This is a genomic window from Virgibacillus salinus, from assembly GCF_900102415.1.
Classification (GTDB): domain Bacteria; phylum Bacillota; class Bacilli; order Bacillales; family Amphibacillaceae; genus Lentibacillus; species Lentibacillus subterraneus.
In genome coordinates this window covers 1,082,660-1,099,754 of sequence record NZ_FNKD01000001.1, presented here as the reverse complement: position 1 = coordinate 1,099,754, position 17,095 = coordinate 1,082,660, and the positions used below count along the sequence as shown (strand labels likewise).

General features: G+C 36.6%; 18 protein-coding genes. 3 read left to right on the top strand and 15 right to left on the bottom strand.

Annotated features, from left to right (window positions below):
- Nucleotide 1: 1 nt before the first annotated feature.
- The 10 genes from BLS02_RS05175 to BLS02_RS05130 form a co-directional block, all read right to left on the bottom strand.
- Entirely contained in the window at nt 2–913 is a 912-nt protein-coding gene (locus BLS02_RS05175; RefSeq protein WP_092491882.1) for a pilus assembly protein TadG-related protein, read from the bottom strand.
- Between the two features lie 16 nt (nt 914–929).
- Nucleotides 930–1,307, bottom strand: coding sequence for a TadE/TadG family type IV pilus assembly protein (locus BLS02_RS05170; RefSeq protein ID WP_092491881.1), 378 nt, complete (start codon nt 1,305–1,307; stop codon nt 930–932).
- Complete coding sequence (locus BLS02_RS05165; protein WP_092491880.1) at nt 1,304–1,810, bottom strand: A24 family peptidase; 507 nt, start codon at nt 1,808–1,810, stop codon at nt 1,304–1,306. Before BLS02_RS05165 ends, BLS02_RS05170 begins: the two co-directional genes overlap by 4 nt.
- 73 nt (nt 1,811–1,883) lie before the next feature.
- Nucleotides 1,884–2,063, bottom strand: coding sequence for a Flp family type IVb pilin (locus tag BLS02_RS05160; RefSeq protein ID WP_092491879.1), 180 nt, complete (start codon nt 2,061–2,063; stop codon nt 1,884–1,886).
- Between the two features lie 39 nt (nt 2,064–2,102).
- A complete protein-coding gene (locus tag BLS02_RS05155) occupies nt 2,103–2,462 on the bottom strand; it encodes a DUF192 domain-containing protein (RefSeq protein WP_254788725.1) in 360 nt (119 codons plus the stop codon).
- Nucleotides 2,463–2,766: 304 nt separating this feature from the next.
- Nucleotides 2,767–4,905, bottom strand: coding sequence for a LuxR C-terminal-related transcriptional regulator (locus tag BLS02_RS19100; RefSeq protein ID WP_217633933.1), 2,139 nt, complete (start codon nt 4,903–4,905; stop codon nt 2,767–2,769).
- On the bottom strand, nt 4,902–5,159 hold the full coding sequence (locus BLS02_RS05145; RefSeq protein WP_092491878.1) for a hypothetical protein: 258 nt from the start codon (nt 5,157–5,159) through the stop codon (nt 4,902–4,904). The genes BLS02_RS19100 and BLS02_RS05145 overlap by 4 nt, the downstream gene beginning before the upstream one ends.
- An 84-nt stretch (nt 5,160–5,243) precedes the next feature.
- Nucleotides 5,244–5,948 (bottom strand): ATPase domain-containing protein, encoded by a 705-nt coding sequence (locus tag BLS02_RS05140; RefSeq protein WP_092491877.1) that lies wholly within the window; start codon nt 5,946–5,948, stop codon nt 5,244–5,246.
- A gap of 361 nt (nt 5,949–6,309) precedes the next feature.
- A complete protein-coding gene (locus BLS02_RS05135) occupies nt 6,310–6,546 on the bottom strand; it encodes an indolepyruvate ferredoxin oxidoreductase subunit alpha (RefSeq protein WP_092491876.1) in 237 nt (78 codons plus the stop codon).
- A 74-nt stretch (nt 6,547–6,620) separates the two neighbouring features.
- Complete coding sequence (locus BLS02_RS05130) at nt 6,621–6,935, bottom strand: CHY zinc finger protein (RefSeq protein WP_092491875.1); 315 nt, start codon at nt 6,933–6,935, stop codon at nt 6,621–6,623.
- Between the two features lie 106 nt (nt 6,936–7,041).
- Here BLS02_RS05130 and BLS02_RS05125 point away from each other — a divergent pair, with 106 nt between their 5' ends.
- Both BLS02_RS05125 and BLS02_RS05120 read left to right on the top strand, forming a co-directional pair.
- On the top strand, nt 7,042–7,239 hold the full coding sequence (locus BLS02_RS05125) for a DUF2188 domain-containing protein (protein ID WP_092491874.1): 198 nt from the start codon (nt 7,042–7,044) through the stop codon (nt 7,237–7,239).
- An 837-nt stretch (nt 7,240–8,076) separates the two neighbouring features.
- Nucleotides 8,077–10,104: a LuxR C-terminal-related transcriptional regulator gene (locus BLS02_RS05120; protein WP_092491873.1), complete on the top strand. Its 2,028-nt coding sequence runs from the start codon at nt 8,077–8,079 to the stop codon at nt 10,102–10,104.
- A gap of 40 nt (nt 10,105–10,144) precedes the next feature.
- Here BLS02_RS05120 and BLS02_RS05115 read toward each other — a convergent pair whose 3' ends face one another.
- From BLS02_RS05115 to BLS02_RS05095, 5 genes are all read right to left on the bottom strand, one after another.
- Nucleotides 10,145–10,498: a DUF4870 domain-containing protein gene (locus BLS02_RS05115; RefSeq protein WP_092491872.1), complete on the bottom strand. Its 354-nt coding sequence runs from the start codon at nt 10,496–10,498 to the stop codon at nt 10,145–10,147.
- A 65-nt stretch (nt 10,499–10,563) separates the two neighbouring features.
- The gene (locus BLS02_RS05110) at nt 10,564–11,931 is read right to left on the bottom strand and encodes an FAD-binding oxidoreductase (protein ID WP_092491871.1); all 1,368 of its coding nucleotides are present in this window, start codon (nt 11,929–11,931) and stop codon (nt 10,564–10,566) included.
- A gap of 155 nt (nt 11,932–12,086) precedes the next feature.
- Nucleotides 12,087–13,559 carry a coiled-coil domain-containing protein gene (locus BLS02_RS05105; protein ID WP_092491870.1) on the bottom strand — a complete coding sequence of 491 codons (1,473 nt, stop codon included), beginning with the start codon at nt 13,557–13,559 and terminating at the stop codon, nt 12,087–12,089.
- A gap of 42 nt (nt 13,560–13,601) precedes the next feature.
- Nucleotides 13,602–14,108: a DUF6114 domain-containing protein gene (locus BLS02_RS05100; RefSeq protein WP_175476709.1), complete on the bottom strand. Its 507-nt coding sequence runs from the start codon at nt 14,106–14,108 to the stop codon at nt 13,602–13,604.
- A gap of 23 nt (nt 14,109–14,131) precedes the next feature.
- Complete coding sequence (locus tag BLS02_RS05095; protein ID WP_092491869.1) at nt 14,132–14,725, bottom strand: DUF6230 family protein; 594 nt, start codon at nt 14,723–14,725, stop codon at nt 14,132–14,134.
- A 702-nt stretch (nt 14,726–15,427) separates the two neighbouring features.
- On the opposite strand from BLS02_RS05095, the gene BLS02_RS05090 reads away from it, so the two are divergent.
- Entirely contained in the window at nt 15,428–16,939 is a 1,512-nt protein-coding gene (locus tag BLS02_RS05090; RefSeq protein WP_092491868.1) for a LuxR C-terminal-related transcriptional regulator, read from the top strand.
- Nucleotides 16,940–17,095: the final 156 nt, after the last annotated feature.

The window sequence follows — 17,095 nt, the reverse complement described above, 5'->3', positions numbered from 1 at the left end:
CCTACTCTATCAATTTGACTGCGTATGCCCCACGATCTAAAGGTCCATTATCACCGGTAAACCCTGTGCCAGTTCGTTTTATAAAAATACCATCAATTGAGTCGTCTGTTGAATCCATTGGCTCTGTAATATAAAAATAAGCAAAACCGGTAATTTCAATACTCTTCATTTGATTTGAATCAACTTCATGTGGCGCATATACAATAACCAGCATTACCCTAGGACAATCTCTGTGCTCATATTCACCATTTGGATATGGACAATTATCAATCCTGTAATTGATAGCATCACGAGTTTTGCCAGCAATATTACCTGTTTGTGTATTGATAATATCGCCAATTTCTAAGTTCTCATCGAAGCCAGTCGTTAAACTTTCGCTATATAATTTTGCACCAGGACCGTCCAATGCAAGCACACCAAAGTTTCCTGCCTCGGAATCACCTGAGTCCACTTTCAATGAATAAGTGTCTCCATAAACCAGTTCAACTGATTCATCAATTCCAAGTGGTACTGCACCTTTGGCTTTTGCCATCGGGTTAAGTGCTGCTTTAGCATTGACATGAATTGGTACTTTTTCGACTCCAAAGAGTTTCGAGAAGAATAGGGGCACATCTTTGGTTAATTCGATTTCCAGCTGGTGTTCAACATCAAGGTTAACTTGATTTTGAGTGCTGGTTTCTCCGTGTTCTTCTATTATTCTATCGACAACATTATTTACATCTGCATCTGAATTAGGAAGTTCCTGGGCACCTGACAATGCCGCTGCATTAGCAGTCTTCTGCAAATGACTTTTTGTCATAAATAAGTGTCCACCATCAATGACTAAACCCACTATTAAAAGCAAACCGCCCAGTGCTAAGGCAACTAAGACAATCGCATTACCTTGTTCATTCTTTTTTAACTTTTTCAGCACGCTCCCTCACCTCTCATCACTCAACCCGTATAGTGGAACTGGTCTTGACTGTATAGGGAATAGCGGCATCCCCAAGCACATTGAGAAATTCCTCTGGATATGTCAATGTCACCGTTACATATTCACCGGATGAACGATTAGGTTCTTCAGGGGAGATGTCGATACCCAAATCAGTTAATTCACCAATATCAAAATTATTCTGTGCATACGTACGAACAGCCTCATCACCCTGTCCTAACCCGGCTATTCGGACAGACTCCTGAGTAATTAATTCCAATTGCAAATGAGTATACAAAACTCTTCCAAAGTCAAAAATACCTACCACTAGCATAAGCAGTATAGGTAAGATTAGCGCAAACTCCACTAATGATTGACCATCTTCATTTTTGATCATAGAAAACGCCATCCTTGCATCACCATGCAGAGAACCGCCCCGCCTGCAATTGCCACGCCATAGGGATATTTTGCCGTTAAGGAGCCTCTTGATACGCCACCACGAAGAACGACGCCGCTTTTTAGACTAGTCACATAATAGACGATTGATTTAAATACACCACTACGGAATATGATAATTCCTACCGCTAGCAATGCCCCTAGTAAGGCAATATAAAGAAATGATTGAAAGACAAAAGCCCCGCCTTTCATTGCACCGATCAATGCGAGCAGCTTGACATCTCCAGCTCCCATTCCACCCATAAGGTATGGAATAAGCAGCAAACCAAGTCCAATCAAAAAACCAATGAAAGAATGGGATAGCCCTTCTAAACCACCAGCAATCAGGTGGTAAATAAAGGTAGCCAACAAAGCTGGATAAATAACTTTATTATAGATTTTTCTGCTTTTGATATCTGTAATTACACAAATTAATAGAATTAGTAGTAGAAAAATATCTAGCATCGTGACCATCCCTTCATTCGTAGTTTGATAGTTTTTAGTTTAAAAAGGACCCAAGGGGAGGGTCCTTTATTTTTTATGTTGCAGTACTACCTGATAAACTGTCTAATAAACTTTGAAATAATGTTTGAATCTCTGTTCCCAAAGTAGTCAGTGCCACAATTACTACGACCGCAATCAACCCTAAAATCAACCCATACTCAACCATACCTTGTCCTTCTTCTTCAATAAACAATCCTTTTAACTTATCTAACATGTAAACCTCTCCTTTTATATAAAATATATTAATTCCTGTCTAAGTGACTTCCTCATGTTCTCTTTTAACAAAATCGACAGCTTGTCCAACATTTACAGCAGAAGTTTTGATCTTACCAGATGGAAGCTCAACCACTGAATGTACATTTGAAAATCGTTTACCAATTTTACCTGGTGCAAAATCTTCCTCCATTCCAACAATTTCGTTCTTTTGACTAAGATATAATATATCAATGCGGCATTTCATAAAGAACGTATGAATCGATGAACATGGTGCGATATGCATTGCAAAATTATTTGGTAAACTTTTTGCAAACATTAACCCCTTAAGCCTTTTCCTGAATGAATAGGCTGTCTGTACATCACTAGCGATTAGCTGGCCAGTATCTCTCTTGACCAATTTGATCTTTAGCACCTCCGCATCTGTACTTTTTCTGTTGCACAGCTGCTTTTGCAATTCTATATGTCCTATTATGCCGAAAATTGTATAAATAAGGCATCCCTCAGCGTTCCCGTTATTCTAAATTCCAGATATTGAGAATGCCTTCCTATAAATTAGGGAAGAAAGCCAATTATCAATACTTATGACCCAGGAAACCCGTGCTGAAAGGTTCAAAAAATATGTAAATTAACCTGCAAAATTCGACATTTAACACACGATAAGTCTAAATACCCAACGCAAAAAGACCCCCTAAAAGGGAGGTCTAATTAGAATGTGATTGTTCATACCTTAATTGGTATACCTTTGATATGGCATGAGCACGATCCGATACATCAAGTTTTTGGAAAATCCTTGTAACATGGTTCTTTACGGTATGACCGCTAATATATAACTTCTCTCCGATTTCCCGGTTATTCAAACCTTGTATAACAAGGTCGAGCACTTCTTGTTCTCTAGGGGAAATCTTCAATTCCTTAATGGTCTGTTCAATGGATTCAATATTTCCTTTACTCTGGAACGCTTCAGTTGAGACTTCTTCTTCAATTAATTGCCCATCATGAATAAATGCTATAAATTTAGACATGATTTCACTTGGCTTAGATGTAAAGGACTTAATAATTTCCAGATTATTATATTTCACATAAGTTAAAATAATTGCTAAAGATTGGCTTTCTAAGCTTACTTCATCCCACTGAACTGTTGATTTTTCACCTATCAGATCTTTGGCATCCTCCACGATGCTTGCAACTCTGCTATCAGGGATCATTTCTCTAATAAAAGCTGGATTATAATTAAAAAGGAGGCAACTGTTGATTAAGTCCTGAACATTCCACGATGACAGCCCCAGTTTTCCGGTGAATTCACCTGCCATTTGTGACGCTTTTTTAGCATTGACGAATGCTGCAGGATCAAACTGGCCAGTTGCTTTGTATAAGGAGTACACTTGCTTATCATCCTTACCACCGTCCTGGTTTTGTGCTAATTGTAACGTGGTGCCACCAATAATCGATAGAGTCTGTAAAAACTTCATGTCCTCATTTAATCGGGATTGGGCCATTGAATTAGTACCGACACATAACACGCCAAGTAGCTCATCCTTATAAAATAATGGACACTCAATTACTGGATGTTCCCATCTCGTTTCGTCTGAACTATTTTTTAACACAACATCTGTACTGATCCTCTGTGAATCGTTATAATATCGGTTTATGACATCCTGTGCGTATACACCCATGTTTTCATTATGATCGCCACGAGAGACTAGTTTCATTTTACCACTTGTTGAATCTTTTAGGACCATGCATGAGAAGGGGCCTTCCACCAAGCTAAGACTAATGTCTACTAATATATAAATAATTCGTTTGTATTCAGGTCTAGTGACCATCATTTTACATACCTCAACAAGCGATGATAAACGTTGGTGCTGCTGGGTATTCTCATTAGTCAAAGCACCAGTTAAAAGGCTGTTTTCCAGAATGATAGCTAACGTTTTGGCATATTCAAGTTCTTTAGAAAATGTATTACGTGTAATATGACCGCCAAAAAACAATGCTAATGACCCGTCATGTTTTGTAAATGGAAAACAATACAAGGCTGCAGGATGAAATTGAAATTTATTAAAAAAATACGATCTTGGATCATTCTTAATATTTTCCCAGTACTCATTGTCACCGGTTATAAGGACCCGGCCTAAAAACCCTTCCCCTACTGAGAATTCCGCATTTAATAATCCTTGTGCAGCTTCCCCTGAAACACTTGTAATGGAGTAGGTTTCCTCTTCCCGCTTTTCAGCTAGTCCCATAAAATCAAAATCGTTCCGTTTGCCAAAAATTTTTCCCATTAATGCATTAAGTTCTAAATCACTGTTTTGGAAGGCATCCATGAGCAAGTCGTTATATATTTGGTAGGATACATATTCGCTTCTCTCGTCAGAATATGCTGAAGAGAGTTTAATCAATTTATTAATCCAACTAATCCATTCACGCTTTTTCTCTATAGTAAGTATCGGTGTTTCATCAAGAACACGTTCCCATCCATTAACATCAGGATAGTTATTTTCCAATTGTTTCTTAACTAAATGTTTTGTTTCTTCCTCAATCATTAAGCCCGCCCATAAAAAGTATGTAGTTCCTCCTGATGTTACAGGGGCTATAATTGTGTGAATACCAGGCCATATTTCGTAGACCAATGGATTCTTTATATTTTTCGCTTCTTTTAATGTCTTTTTCATAACAGCCAATAAACTGTCATGTTGCTGGTGAAGCAATGTTGTACAAAGCCTATTATCCCCTTTTATCGGCAGTACAGGTTCCCCATATACATCTGTCGTTATAACGGAAAGCATGAAACGTTCACTGGATATATCAAGAATTTCTTTCAATACTTCGATATTTTGGTTCATGTACCCTCAGGTGTACTTTTACTTTCAAGCTCCGTTATGATAAAAGGTTCTTTATACCGGTATAATGGTATGGATTCATCTCCCAATAGCTGTAATATTCCTTGCTTCACCAATAGTTCCAAGACTGGAACAAGATTCTCCTTTTCTCTTCCAAGCCGCAGTTCCAAGCCATCAATCGATTCAACCATATAAGGATTCGATTGGAATAGCATAGTACACTCCGCCCTCAATGGCAATAGATTATCCTTTACCATGGGATTTCCTCCTCTAAATTTCCAATTACTCCATAATATGTAAGCCTATATTGTTTGCACTTATATACCCTGCTTTGTTAACTATTAAACTAACGATTGCATAAATCGGGAAAGCAGGCTCCTTTTCTGTACATATAGTCCATTGTCTAAAATACGATAAGGGTGTTCTCCATCAGCGACCCTTGTTCCGCGCATTTTTAATACCTCGATCGTTCTTTTACGTAAAGTATAGAATCGTACCTTTATTGCTAACCGTATATAGCCATCAAATACAAAATGCTCAACTGAAGCAGTTTCTGATTTTAAAGCAGATTGTTCCTGAAGTAGGATTGAAGTCAGTCCATGCTTACGTAATACATTTCGAAATGTGTAAAGCATTTTCCGTTCATTACCGTTTAAGTATTTTATAAGACTTATACTATCAATTACAATCCGCTTACAATCAATTTCCTTAATCATTTCCTCGAACAATCCACCGGGGTTAACTATTTGGTCCATAAGAATTTCTGGCGATAGACCAACAACACGCAGTTTATTTTCCTGTTCGAGCTTACGTAAATCCCAATTAAATAATCTCATATCTTCATAAATTTGTTCAGGGAATTCTTCAAATGTTATAAAAATTCCAGGTTCATTATGCTTTCTAATACCTTCAAGTAAAAACTGGATACCAAACGTTGTCTTTCCTGTTCCCGGTCCGCCTTCTACAATAGTTGTACTTCCTTGAGGGAGACCTCCAAATAAAACGTTATCTAATCCAGGTATTCCTGAAACAGTTTTTTGTCGCATTATCTCACCTATCCTTTTCAGTCAGGGGCATTCATCCATAACAGCATAAAGTTATAGGAAAGATACATCCTATCCTATACTAGCAATCTTTCGATATGTATCCCCTACTGTTCTCATTTTAACTTATACGCTGCTCCTATTAATATCGACTACTAGTATCAGGTGATAAATAATAATAAAGACTCAAAACTTTCGGCAAAATAAGGTGTTTAGCAGGAATTTTTCCTATATTTAGCATAAAATAAGGACTAAAGAATCAAAAACCGAATTTCTAGAAACCATTCCTGGAAAATAAAAACCCCCAAACTATGTCAATGCTGCTGAACAAAGTTTAGGGGTTTTTCTAATTCTATATAGATTGCTATTTCGCAAAGAACTCTTCTGCCTGTTCCAAGTAGGTTTCCTGATCAGGTGTCAAATCATATTCTTCCACAATCGCATCAACTGGGCATACCGATTTGCATGCAGCACAATCAATACAAACGTCTGGATCTATGTAGTATTGCTCCGGTCCTTTTTCAATGCAATCAACCGGGCAAACAGTCAAACATTCTGCTGATTGTTCTTGACGGCATGGGTCCAATATTACAAAAGCCATCTATCGCACCCTCCTCTACATTCATGCTACAGTTAATAATACACGATACAAGCCTTTCAAGTAAACTATTCAATTCACAATTTGTCAAAATACAAGTGATAATGCAAAGAACAGCCAGGGTTAAATGCCACATGACAAGACGGACAGCTGTATCCACTATCAAGATATTCATTTATCGTAAGTTCTGTTTTACACGTACCACATAAAATAGCCTTTTCATTAAAGTCCTCTCGGGGCCACACTCTTGAGGCTCCACACCCATATTGTTGATGACAATGGTAGCATGAATAATATTCGTTGCAACAATAAAACTTAATTGCTATCCTATCATTTTCACTATGATAGTGGTTACAACGTGTTTCGGCATCAATTGCTCCGTTTACTTTCATAAGAATACCTCCAAATTACCTCTGAAAGTAGTATATCATATTAGTTTTATACAATAATATCCCGGGTATCGGTAGGTATAACCAATTATAAAGGAGTGCTTAAACGATGAAGAATTATAGCGTAGCACCAAATCAGGATGCATCAGCATGGATAGTAAAACTGGAAGACATAGCACCAGCCGACGAATTTGAAGCAAAAGATGATGCCATCGCAAAAGCAGAGGAAATGGCAAAAGAAAATAGTCCAAGTAAACTTTCCATTTTGGATAAGGAACATAATGTTACCCGAGAAGAAAGGTTCTAGAAAGCTTGGCTTATTGGTAGGGGGGGTTCCCCCTCATAATTTGGGTGTAGCCTTTACTAGTTAACTTTCTAGAGAAATATACTAAGACATAATTAAAACTTTCAAATTTAACATGAATAATAACAGGATAGGTTTTTAATACGTTTAATTTCAATGGTTGGATTTAATAGGTAGTTGATATAAACTGCGACACAGTGAAAATTTTCTTTTGCACCACTCCGGTACCAATGCAACATCTGCCCAAGCTAACACTTTCGCAGTCTTACTAGCCATGGGCTCACTCATCGGGGTTATGAGAACGCGAACACTGTTCAAATAGTGTGAAACGTGTCTTCATCAGGGTTATGAGAACCCGAAATCTGTTTAAATAGTGAGAAACGGTCACTCATATCGAAGTTATGAGCCCCGGTTGAGTATTTTTCCATGTTACTTCGCAGTTTATATCTAATAAGCAACATTAGAAAACTAGACATTCTCAAAGCCTTTTGGTGAATGCCTAGTTGCACTTATGCATTAAGAAAGTAGTTATACTATCTTAACTGCAAAATAAATTCGAACTAATTCCAATTCTATTTCAAGAATTTGAATCATAGTTCGGATTTCACTTTGACAAAACACTTTTGCCCCAACCTCTTTCTAGTTTTATTGTTTTATTATACATAGTTATATATTACTAATCTTAAGTTGACATAAAGCATAATTCTATATATATTTATAATAGTTACACAATTCAATTAAATTTTGGAAAACTTGGCTTTTGCAAGCCTTAGTTGCAATTATGCAGTAAGAAAGGATTTATACTTGCTTATCTGTTAAATTAAGGGGGTGTTTCCTGGTTTGGAGGTAAATGATAATATCATAAGCAACAAAAGCGTGGATAGTTTCATTCAATCGATTGAACGGGATTTTTTTATAGGGAGGACAGAGGAACTTGAATTCTTTTACAACCACCTTAATTTTACTAATAATGATATAAAAGTCCTGTATATCCATGGAACTGGCGGAGTTGGCAAAACATACTTATTAAATGAATACAATCGGATTTCCAATGAAGAAGGCTTGCTATTCTTAAAAATGGACAGCAGAGACTTCCCTCAGACTCCTGAAGGATTTGCGGATCATATACTCACCTTAATTGAAACACATACCCACACACAGCTATTTTCCGAAAACTACTCATTACGAAAATTCCTTCACACCTTATCAGAATTAGCATCAGATCGACGTATAATAATAGCAATAGATTCATATGAACATATGGATGCCCTTGATCGGTGGTTCCGGCAAGTATTTATACAAAACTTGCCCTCCACCATACTCGTTATTATGGCTGGTCGCCATCCCCTGTCAGGTGAATGGGTCGAATCACCTGCCTGGCGCAGTCTAACGAAAGAAATCGAACTGAAAGATTTTAGTTTGGCACAAACACGGGCATTTCTTGATTACTATGGTATCGATAACAGCCACATGATTAAGGCGATGTGGAAGTTCACTGATGGGCATCCATTAACACTCACACTAGCAGCACTAACAGACAAAGAATTTTCAATTGGCACATTACATGAACAATCATCACATATCCTGATGGAACTTACTCAACGTTGGTTACTTGAAGTAAAGGACGAATCACTACATCGTCTAATTGAAGTCGCCGCCTTGTTTTTTAACTTTGACCAATCAAGTCTGTCAGCTGTCCTCAAGGAAGAAATTGATATAAAAACATTTAATGCACTTACATCTTTATCATTCGTTAAACCTGTTAAAAATGGCTGGGCTATGCATGATTTAGTAAGAGATGCTATTAAGATGAATTTGAAACTGCGTCATCCTGAACGTTTTGAAAAATACAGCCAACGCAGTGCATCTTTTTTTTATAAAAGAACAATCACAAATCGCTCACCTGCAGATGCGGCGTCCTTTTTCTACCATTTAGGTGATGAGTTTATCCGAAGTGTTTTTTTTCAAGAAAAAATTAATAATTCGATGTATCTAGAGCCGATTGCCGATTATAATTTCCATGAAGTATCTCGATTCTTTGAAAACCGTAAAAGTGATTTTTCAGAAAGCGAAGCACAATTTTACAATAGGGAAACAAATGAATCGTATCATTTTCATGCTTCATTCGAACATAACCGCAAAGAAATGGAACTTATTGATGACACATATGTCAAAAAAATTAACTATAAGGATGCCCATTTATTAAAAAATAAAGATAATAAAACATTAGGGCTATCTATCATCGTACCGATCAATGTAAGCACGCTAAAAGTACTTGCCAAAGAACCTGTATCCCGTGCGTATTTCAGCAGATTAAATGATCAGGATACAAAGGAATACAGCGTCCCTGAAAATGAAAATGCGGGGTGGTTTATCCGGTTCCTTGATTACACGGATTCAACTGATACCGCTGCACGATCATTTATGCTATATAACTTATTCCCGCTATTGTTAACTAGCGGAAGAATAATTGTATCAACACCCTTACCATTTTTTCAGGATTTACTGGAGAATTTTGGGTTCCAGAAGATCCCGGAAGCAACGCATTATGACTATGGAGAAAACTACCCGTCCACCACTTATATTTTGGATGTGCGCGGTCCAAGGTTAGCCAATTATTTAAAACAGCTGACAAACGGTAATTCTGTTCAAAATGAGATGGAAGTTATTGCAACGACATTTTCATTAACTGAACGAGAAGTCGACATCGTTACGCTAATACTGGAAGAGAAAGGAAATGCCGCCATTGCGAAAGAATTATATGTTGCGGAAATAACCGTTAAAAAGCATATCACACGGATTTTCAAGAAAATGGAAGTAAAAAACAGATCACAGTTGATAAAATGTGTTATGGAAATTATTTCATAAGTGGATTTGGTAGGCAGTTTAACTGCCTACCTTTTTTCAACTACTTCAGCAGGCTTATTTTGCCGATTAATGGTAATTGTTTTTGTTTACCATTAGCAGCATTGATAATACCTAATATTACAAATATAAACCAGCATAGTGTGCCTAAAGGTAAAATCAGTAACCACCCTATAAGTGGGACTATAGTGCCGATTACACTCACACTAACTCCAAAGAGAAATAATACCAGACCCTGATTTGCATGATACATTGCAAATTTCGAATCCTTTGAGGTAATAAGTGGAATGAAAAAGATAATGTACGCTAAAATTGCCATCCCTTTATTTTCTTTAACATCCGCTGACTCTTCCTCAACTGTTTCATTAACATTTTCCGATTTGACTTCTTCAGTCATAATAAACACCTCCTTATAAATACTATTCAGATCATGAAATATTTATATTACTTTATGCCCAAAAATTATTCTGGTGCGATATTGTGGTTGTAACAAAACAAATTTTCAGGGTCATAAACCCGCTTTATCTTTGCAAGTTTAAAATAATTATCTCCATACGTATTTCGTGTAATTTCCTCACCAAGTTTTACACCGTTTAAATAAGACGTTTTTTGATAGGAATAAGGTAATAATTGATTATAGACAGAATCCATCCATTCTTGACTTCCAACAGGGTCCCCACTTACTATTTCACCATCGAAAAGAACTAGGAAGCGTGCATCCCTGACAGCGAATGCGGTTTCGTCTGCTGAAACACGGTTCATTCGTCCATTAAGCATCCAAATTTGTGCCATTGCCATAGGGAGCGGTGAATTTTCCATGCTTTCAAAAATGATATTAAGCATTGCTTCATCCAATTCTTTAAAAAACAGTGATGTTCCAACAATTTCAGCACCTTGAGGAACCATTTGATCAAGCTTTTTCTGCAGGTCGGTATATGCTGTTTTTCCTGTATTATCCATTAAAGGAATTGCCAGTTCCTGTAACGGTTCTATAAATGCCTTTTCAGTTTCATGAGTCAACTCACCAGTGTACATTCCCGATACTGCTATCACACGTTTTCCATGCATACTCTCAGGCAAAAATGGTGCTGGAGGCAACTGCATAATTATCGAATTCACTGATATCTCATCCGGCGCATTATTCATATAGTCATCCAACTTCTGAAATATTTCTTTGGCATCCTTGTAATCATACATTATATCAATTGCCATAACATTAGGACCTACAGGGTAAAGCTGTAATTCAAATGATGTCACAACACCAAAATTCCCACCCCCACCACGAATAGCCCAAAACAGATCAGTATGCTCATCATTACTAACCTTAATTAATTTCCCATCAGCAGTAACCATTTTCGCTGACAAAATATTATCGCACGTTAATCCATATTTCCCTCTCAAATAGCCAAATCCACCACCTAGCGCTAATCCGCCAATACCTGTCTCTGAAACAGTTCCCGTTGGTGTAGCCAATCCGAATTTCTGTGTTTCAGAGTCAATATCACCCAGCATGGCACCCGCCTCTACGGTAGCAACTTGACGTTCCTTATCAATAGTTACGGAGTTCATTTTTGATAGATCCAACATAACACCCTCTTCACAAACAGCAGTTCCAGCCAGGTGATGTCCCCCACTACGAACAGAAATGTCCATCTTCTCCTTCTTTGCAAAGGAAACAGCTGATATTACATCTGCTTCTGACAAGCACTCAAATATAGCAGCGGGATATCTGTCAATCAGATTATTCCACACCTTTCTTTTTTCATCATAGCGTTCATGATTAGGTAAAATAATAAAGCCGCTTTTATCCGTTTGTGCCTCTTCTTTCATTCACCATTACCTCCATGATTAAAAATTAGGAACTTTCATTTGATTAAAGAAAGCATACCATAGGAGTGGTATGGTGTAATGTATACTCAGGTATACTTTTTTAAACAATTAAAACAGCGGCTTGATTAATAATAATCAAGCCGCTGTAAACTCTATTAAGGTATGATGAGCCTTACCTGAAATAGATCAAATATAGATTCGACAACATCTTCCAATTCAGTTGTTTCTTCATCTTGAGACGAATCTCCATCATTTTCCTCATCCGTTGTGTCATTTGAATTAGGATCCGTTTCATTATCTGATTCTGATTCCGTTTCTGTTTCTTCTTTCTTATTATCGGTTGCGTTCTCATCGGTATTACTATCGGTTTTTTCTTTCTCTTCAGAGGACGCTTTCTTTTCTGTTTCTGTAATGCTATCCTTCAAACTGGTTATGCTATCGGTTATTGTACTGGTCTTTTTTTGTATGGATTCCTCTTTCACTTTTAAACTATTAACTTTTTCTTTAACTTCTTCAGTTTCTTTCGTTACCTTTTCAACGCTTTCCTTTATTGTTTTAATATCTATTTCAGATTTGGTAGTTTCATTCGACTCCGTTTCATCAGATTTAGCTTCAGCTCCATCATTATTGGTTTCGGTCATCTCTAATAATTTAGAGAAAACTTCCGCTTGTTCCCGTTCACTTTCATTTGCGGGAGAATGCTTTTCGGTTAGTTTAGTAAGCTTTTCTTGTTTAGTGTTTATACTATTTTCAAGATCCTTAACCAATCGGGATGATTCGTCGACTAAGCTCGAAAACGTTCCGGAAACATCTTGAAATGATTGCAATTCTTTTTCCATTCTTTCTGTTAAGGCAACCAAATTATTCAATTTATCGGTGACTCCATCTTCAATTTCTTTTTTTAGAAGATTTTTAGTATCTTCTATCAAGTTTACTAATTCATCCGATGGTGTACCATTTTTTACTTTTTCATATGTCTCTGTTGCCTTATCTATTAATTCTCCAACTGCGCCAAGTTTCTGTTTATCATTTTCCAGTTCCTCTTTTATTTGATCCAGTTTGCTTTGCTCTTCTTGCTCCTCTTCTAGAATTTCCTTTATTTTCTCTTTAGTCGTCGGACTATAGTCTGGTAATTTCCCACATTCGCTTTTATAACAAGCTTCAATTTTTGTATTCGGCAAGGAAATGTCCGAAACCGTTTGCTTGGAAACCTTCATTACAACATTTGTTAGACAAACCCAACCCACTTTACTAGGGGCACATAAACCACCAATATTTGGAGGAGTGCCATCTATTGTTTCTGCATACAAATTTTGTACATGAATTGGTCCTGGTGATTTAATTCGTATCACCATTGGTTCCTGTTCCCCTCCAGTTTCGAGAACCTTCGTAATGGTTAACCCGTGGATAACTCCTTCCTTAATTTTTACTTTACCCTGCAGTGCACCCACTAGATCCATCTGGCCATCTACCTTTTTCGTTTCGATAATAAAACCGCCACTATTTCCATTATCTTTAGAACTATCTTCACTGTCAGTGTCAGCCGAAACGTTAGTTGTTCCTGCAGGCATTAAGGAAAATCCAAATACAAGTATGAAAATGAAACTGATTAAAGCAGTATTTTTCATATTTTATTCCCCTAGTTAACAAATTAAACGTACGATACAACATTAAGCCTGGACTGTCTTAACTTCTTTATCTTCCATGAATTCATTCGGTACTTCATCCTGGTCTTGTTGTTTTTTGTTTGGCACAACTCCCCTAATGGTAACTTCTTGCTTCTCCCAGGCAATGGACAGCGCTCCACCAATAATGCCTATTATCGTACCTATCACAAATCCTCCTAGTGCTCCCATTACTGAAAGTATAGACAGAAATATAGTGACGACACCAAACACAGTTGAGAATTGCGGGTATATATAATCTAAAATTCCCATGATTAAAATTAAGCCACCAAATAAAAAGCCAATAAATACAAAACTTCCAGGAATAAACGCAATAGAATAAAGGTGTAATGGTATATACAAAATCATTAGCCCTGCTAAGAAAATTAAACTCGCACCCCAAAAAGGTCTTTTGTTTCGCCACTTCCGAAATTTTCCACCATTAGCTATTTTACGGTGTTTTCCCTGTAACTTTTCTTCCTTTTTTAAAGCCTTTGCTTCTTTTCTACTCATATTTATCCCCTCCCATTGAGGATTTATTGATGTGTCATATCCGGTTCATCAATTTTCTCGACATAAATTTTGGTTCCATCCAAACTGACCACACTTTGAAATAGGTAGTCCGTAACTAACTTAGCATCCTTAATCGTAATTGTTTTAGCATCTTGCGACCAATTAGTTGAGAAATCTTCAGTATTTTGTTCTTTAATTGCCAATTCATTAAAGCTTAAATCAGCATCAATCATACGGGCATCTTGAATCAGACCGCTGATTTTGGTAGGACCTGAGGCTCGTATATGAACCCTTACCCAGCCACCTGTTGGCATTTTGATATCCTTATAAATGTGTAAATTCTTAATCTCCACTTCTTCTATCTTGTTTCGGATCATCGGTTCAGCATCAGAGTCACCTGTTTCACCAATGTGCGGTAATAACTGAAATCCCTTACCATTCAATTCATCAAATTCTACATAAAAGTCACCAATTCCACCAAGTGGTAATGCAAACGCTGTTCCGGTGAACCCGAACACAGACATAAGTCCTCCAAGCCCCAAAAAGCCAGCGAATAAAGCAATAAAAAACTTCTTTTTCCACGTTCTACCTACTGTTTCTTTCCTCTCTTCACCCAAACTTCACACCCCTTTGCACCTATTATCACACAAATTGTATTGTTATCGCTTACATTTAAAGACTAATTAAAGACTGAAATAAACTTAATTGATACGTCAGCACCAATCAAGTAAGTTCAAATTTATTCCCTCCTTTCCCTTTTACTGAATTAAGCAAAAATTCTTTAATCTTATTATAAGATAGAAACAATACAAAAAAAACCCGACAATTATAGGTAATTTTCTATTTAGACCTACTTTATAATGTAAGAAAATTATGATTAATATACCAGTACCCTGTTTTCAGTGATAGGAAACCCACCCGGGTACAACATTTTGGATCTTACCCCTATTTTTGTCGGTTGTGAACTTGCATGATTTAAATATAAGTAACAATGCTAAATATACAGCATTTCATATCTTTATTTATTAAGAGTAATAATTACAAAGGTCTCCTTTCATTGAAACAATCAGGTTTATTTATTATTGTTAAAAGGTATTGTTAGAAAACTTGCTTAATCGTTAATGGGATTCTTATGTGTTTTAGAGCCTTCTATATTGGAGTACAAACTTTAATACAATAAGAAATTATCTATACTTTCTTACTGCATAAGAAGGATTTATACTATTTCTATAGAATAACTTGTAGATAGCCTTTAAAACTTCACAGTCAATATTTCAAGGGCTTTGCATAGAATAGCTTTATGAAAGGGGAAAAGAGTTATGTCCCTAACCTTAAACAGTCAAATGATTAGGTTATTTAATAGTGGCCTTGAGATTGTTAAAACACATCAGCAGCAGATACTACTAGAGTGGGAAAATGTTCTTGCTCACCTGCAAGGGGGAGAAAAATCAACAAAAAATGTTGAAGATACAATCAGCTTTTTTGCAGAGTATTTTTTTGCAAAAGAAGACGATGAAACAGATGGTTATCAATTAAATGCTATTACACTTAAGCCTGTATCACTTCAAACAAATCAGTTTATTATTACATTATTAGAAAATGCCGTTCATAAGGTCATCCAGAAAAAGGAAAATCATTCATATCATGACCATCAGGCAGTTCAATATCTATTTTCAACGATTAGTGATGACATACTTAAACAACCATATCATCAATATTTTACGATTGATTCCTTTATAAAAAATCTTGTATCCTCCAATCAATTACCAATTGAATGGGCAGCTATTACTATTAAAAAAGAACAATCTCATACGGTGGAGAAGTGGTTTAATAACTTAAGTCAGGATTTGTTATTAGGAAGCGATGAGTTGAAGGCCGATACAATTTATTCATTAACTGAATTATTACTGAATCAAATGCCTGAAAATAGTAAAGCCAAATACAATGTTATGACAATCCCATATGAAGACCTAACGCTATTAGTATGTGTTAACCATCACGATACTTCTCATATTATGCCGTTCATCACATATGCCCTGCAAACATTTCAATACGGAAAGGATACATTTAAAGAAAATAAACAAGAACAACAATGGAAAGATTCTGTCATCATGTTCAATGAAACCATTATGCGTTCTAGAACTTATAACGAAGCTGTGGAAAATATAACAGCTGGGTTTGTTAATTATTTACCTTTCGAACGTTGCGCACTTTTCTCCTATTCTGTTAATGATCAAATGGGATTCGGGTTATTTGGTCACCGTCTTGACAATAAGGCGATTCAGAATATTACAGAGGACATTAGTAATCTGCCGTTAATCCAAAATAATCTGCGCATATTAGAATTGTTTGGAAAAAGTATGAGTTACCTACAACCGATTTACATGGAAGATGCAACTCTTGGATTCCCTGACCAATACGTTCAGCAATTCGGACTAAATTCAGTCGTGGTTGCACCAATCTATGTATCTTCCAGCAGCAAGCTTTTAGGCGCAGCTATTCTAGATCAAGGTCGTGGTAAACACTTTAAAGTAGCTCAAGAGACGTTTTCAGCACTAACAAAATTTGGTCAGAGCGCTGGTGAAATTCTATCGAAACATCAGAATGATCGACATGATGACAAACAACATACAGGTGAATTACGTCTGTCACCACGTGAAATCGAGGTTCTGAAGCTTATGGCTCGGGGTGCTTCCACCATTGAAGCTGCAAGCAACCTAAATTTAAGTGAATACACTGTTCGTGACTATATCTCTGCCATTATACAAAAAATGGACACTAAAAACCGTACTGAATCGGTAGCAAAGGCTATTCGCGAAGGTCTAATATAGACAAGATTAATAAGTAGTGGATAGCCAATATCCACTACTTGTTTAGCAGTTAAAACTTAAAAAATTATATAAACTTTCTTACTGCATAATTGTAACTAAGGCTTTCGCCAAATAGGTTTGCACTTCAGAGTATAAGGTGTTCTAAGAAAGCCAAGT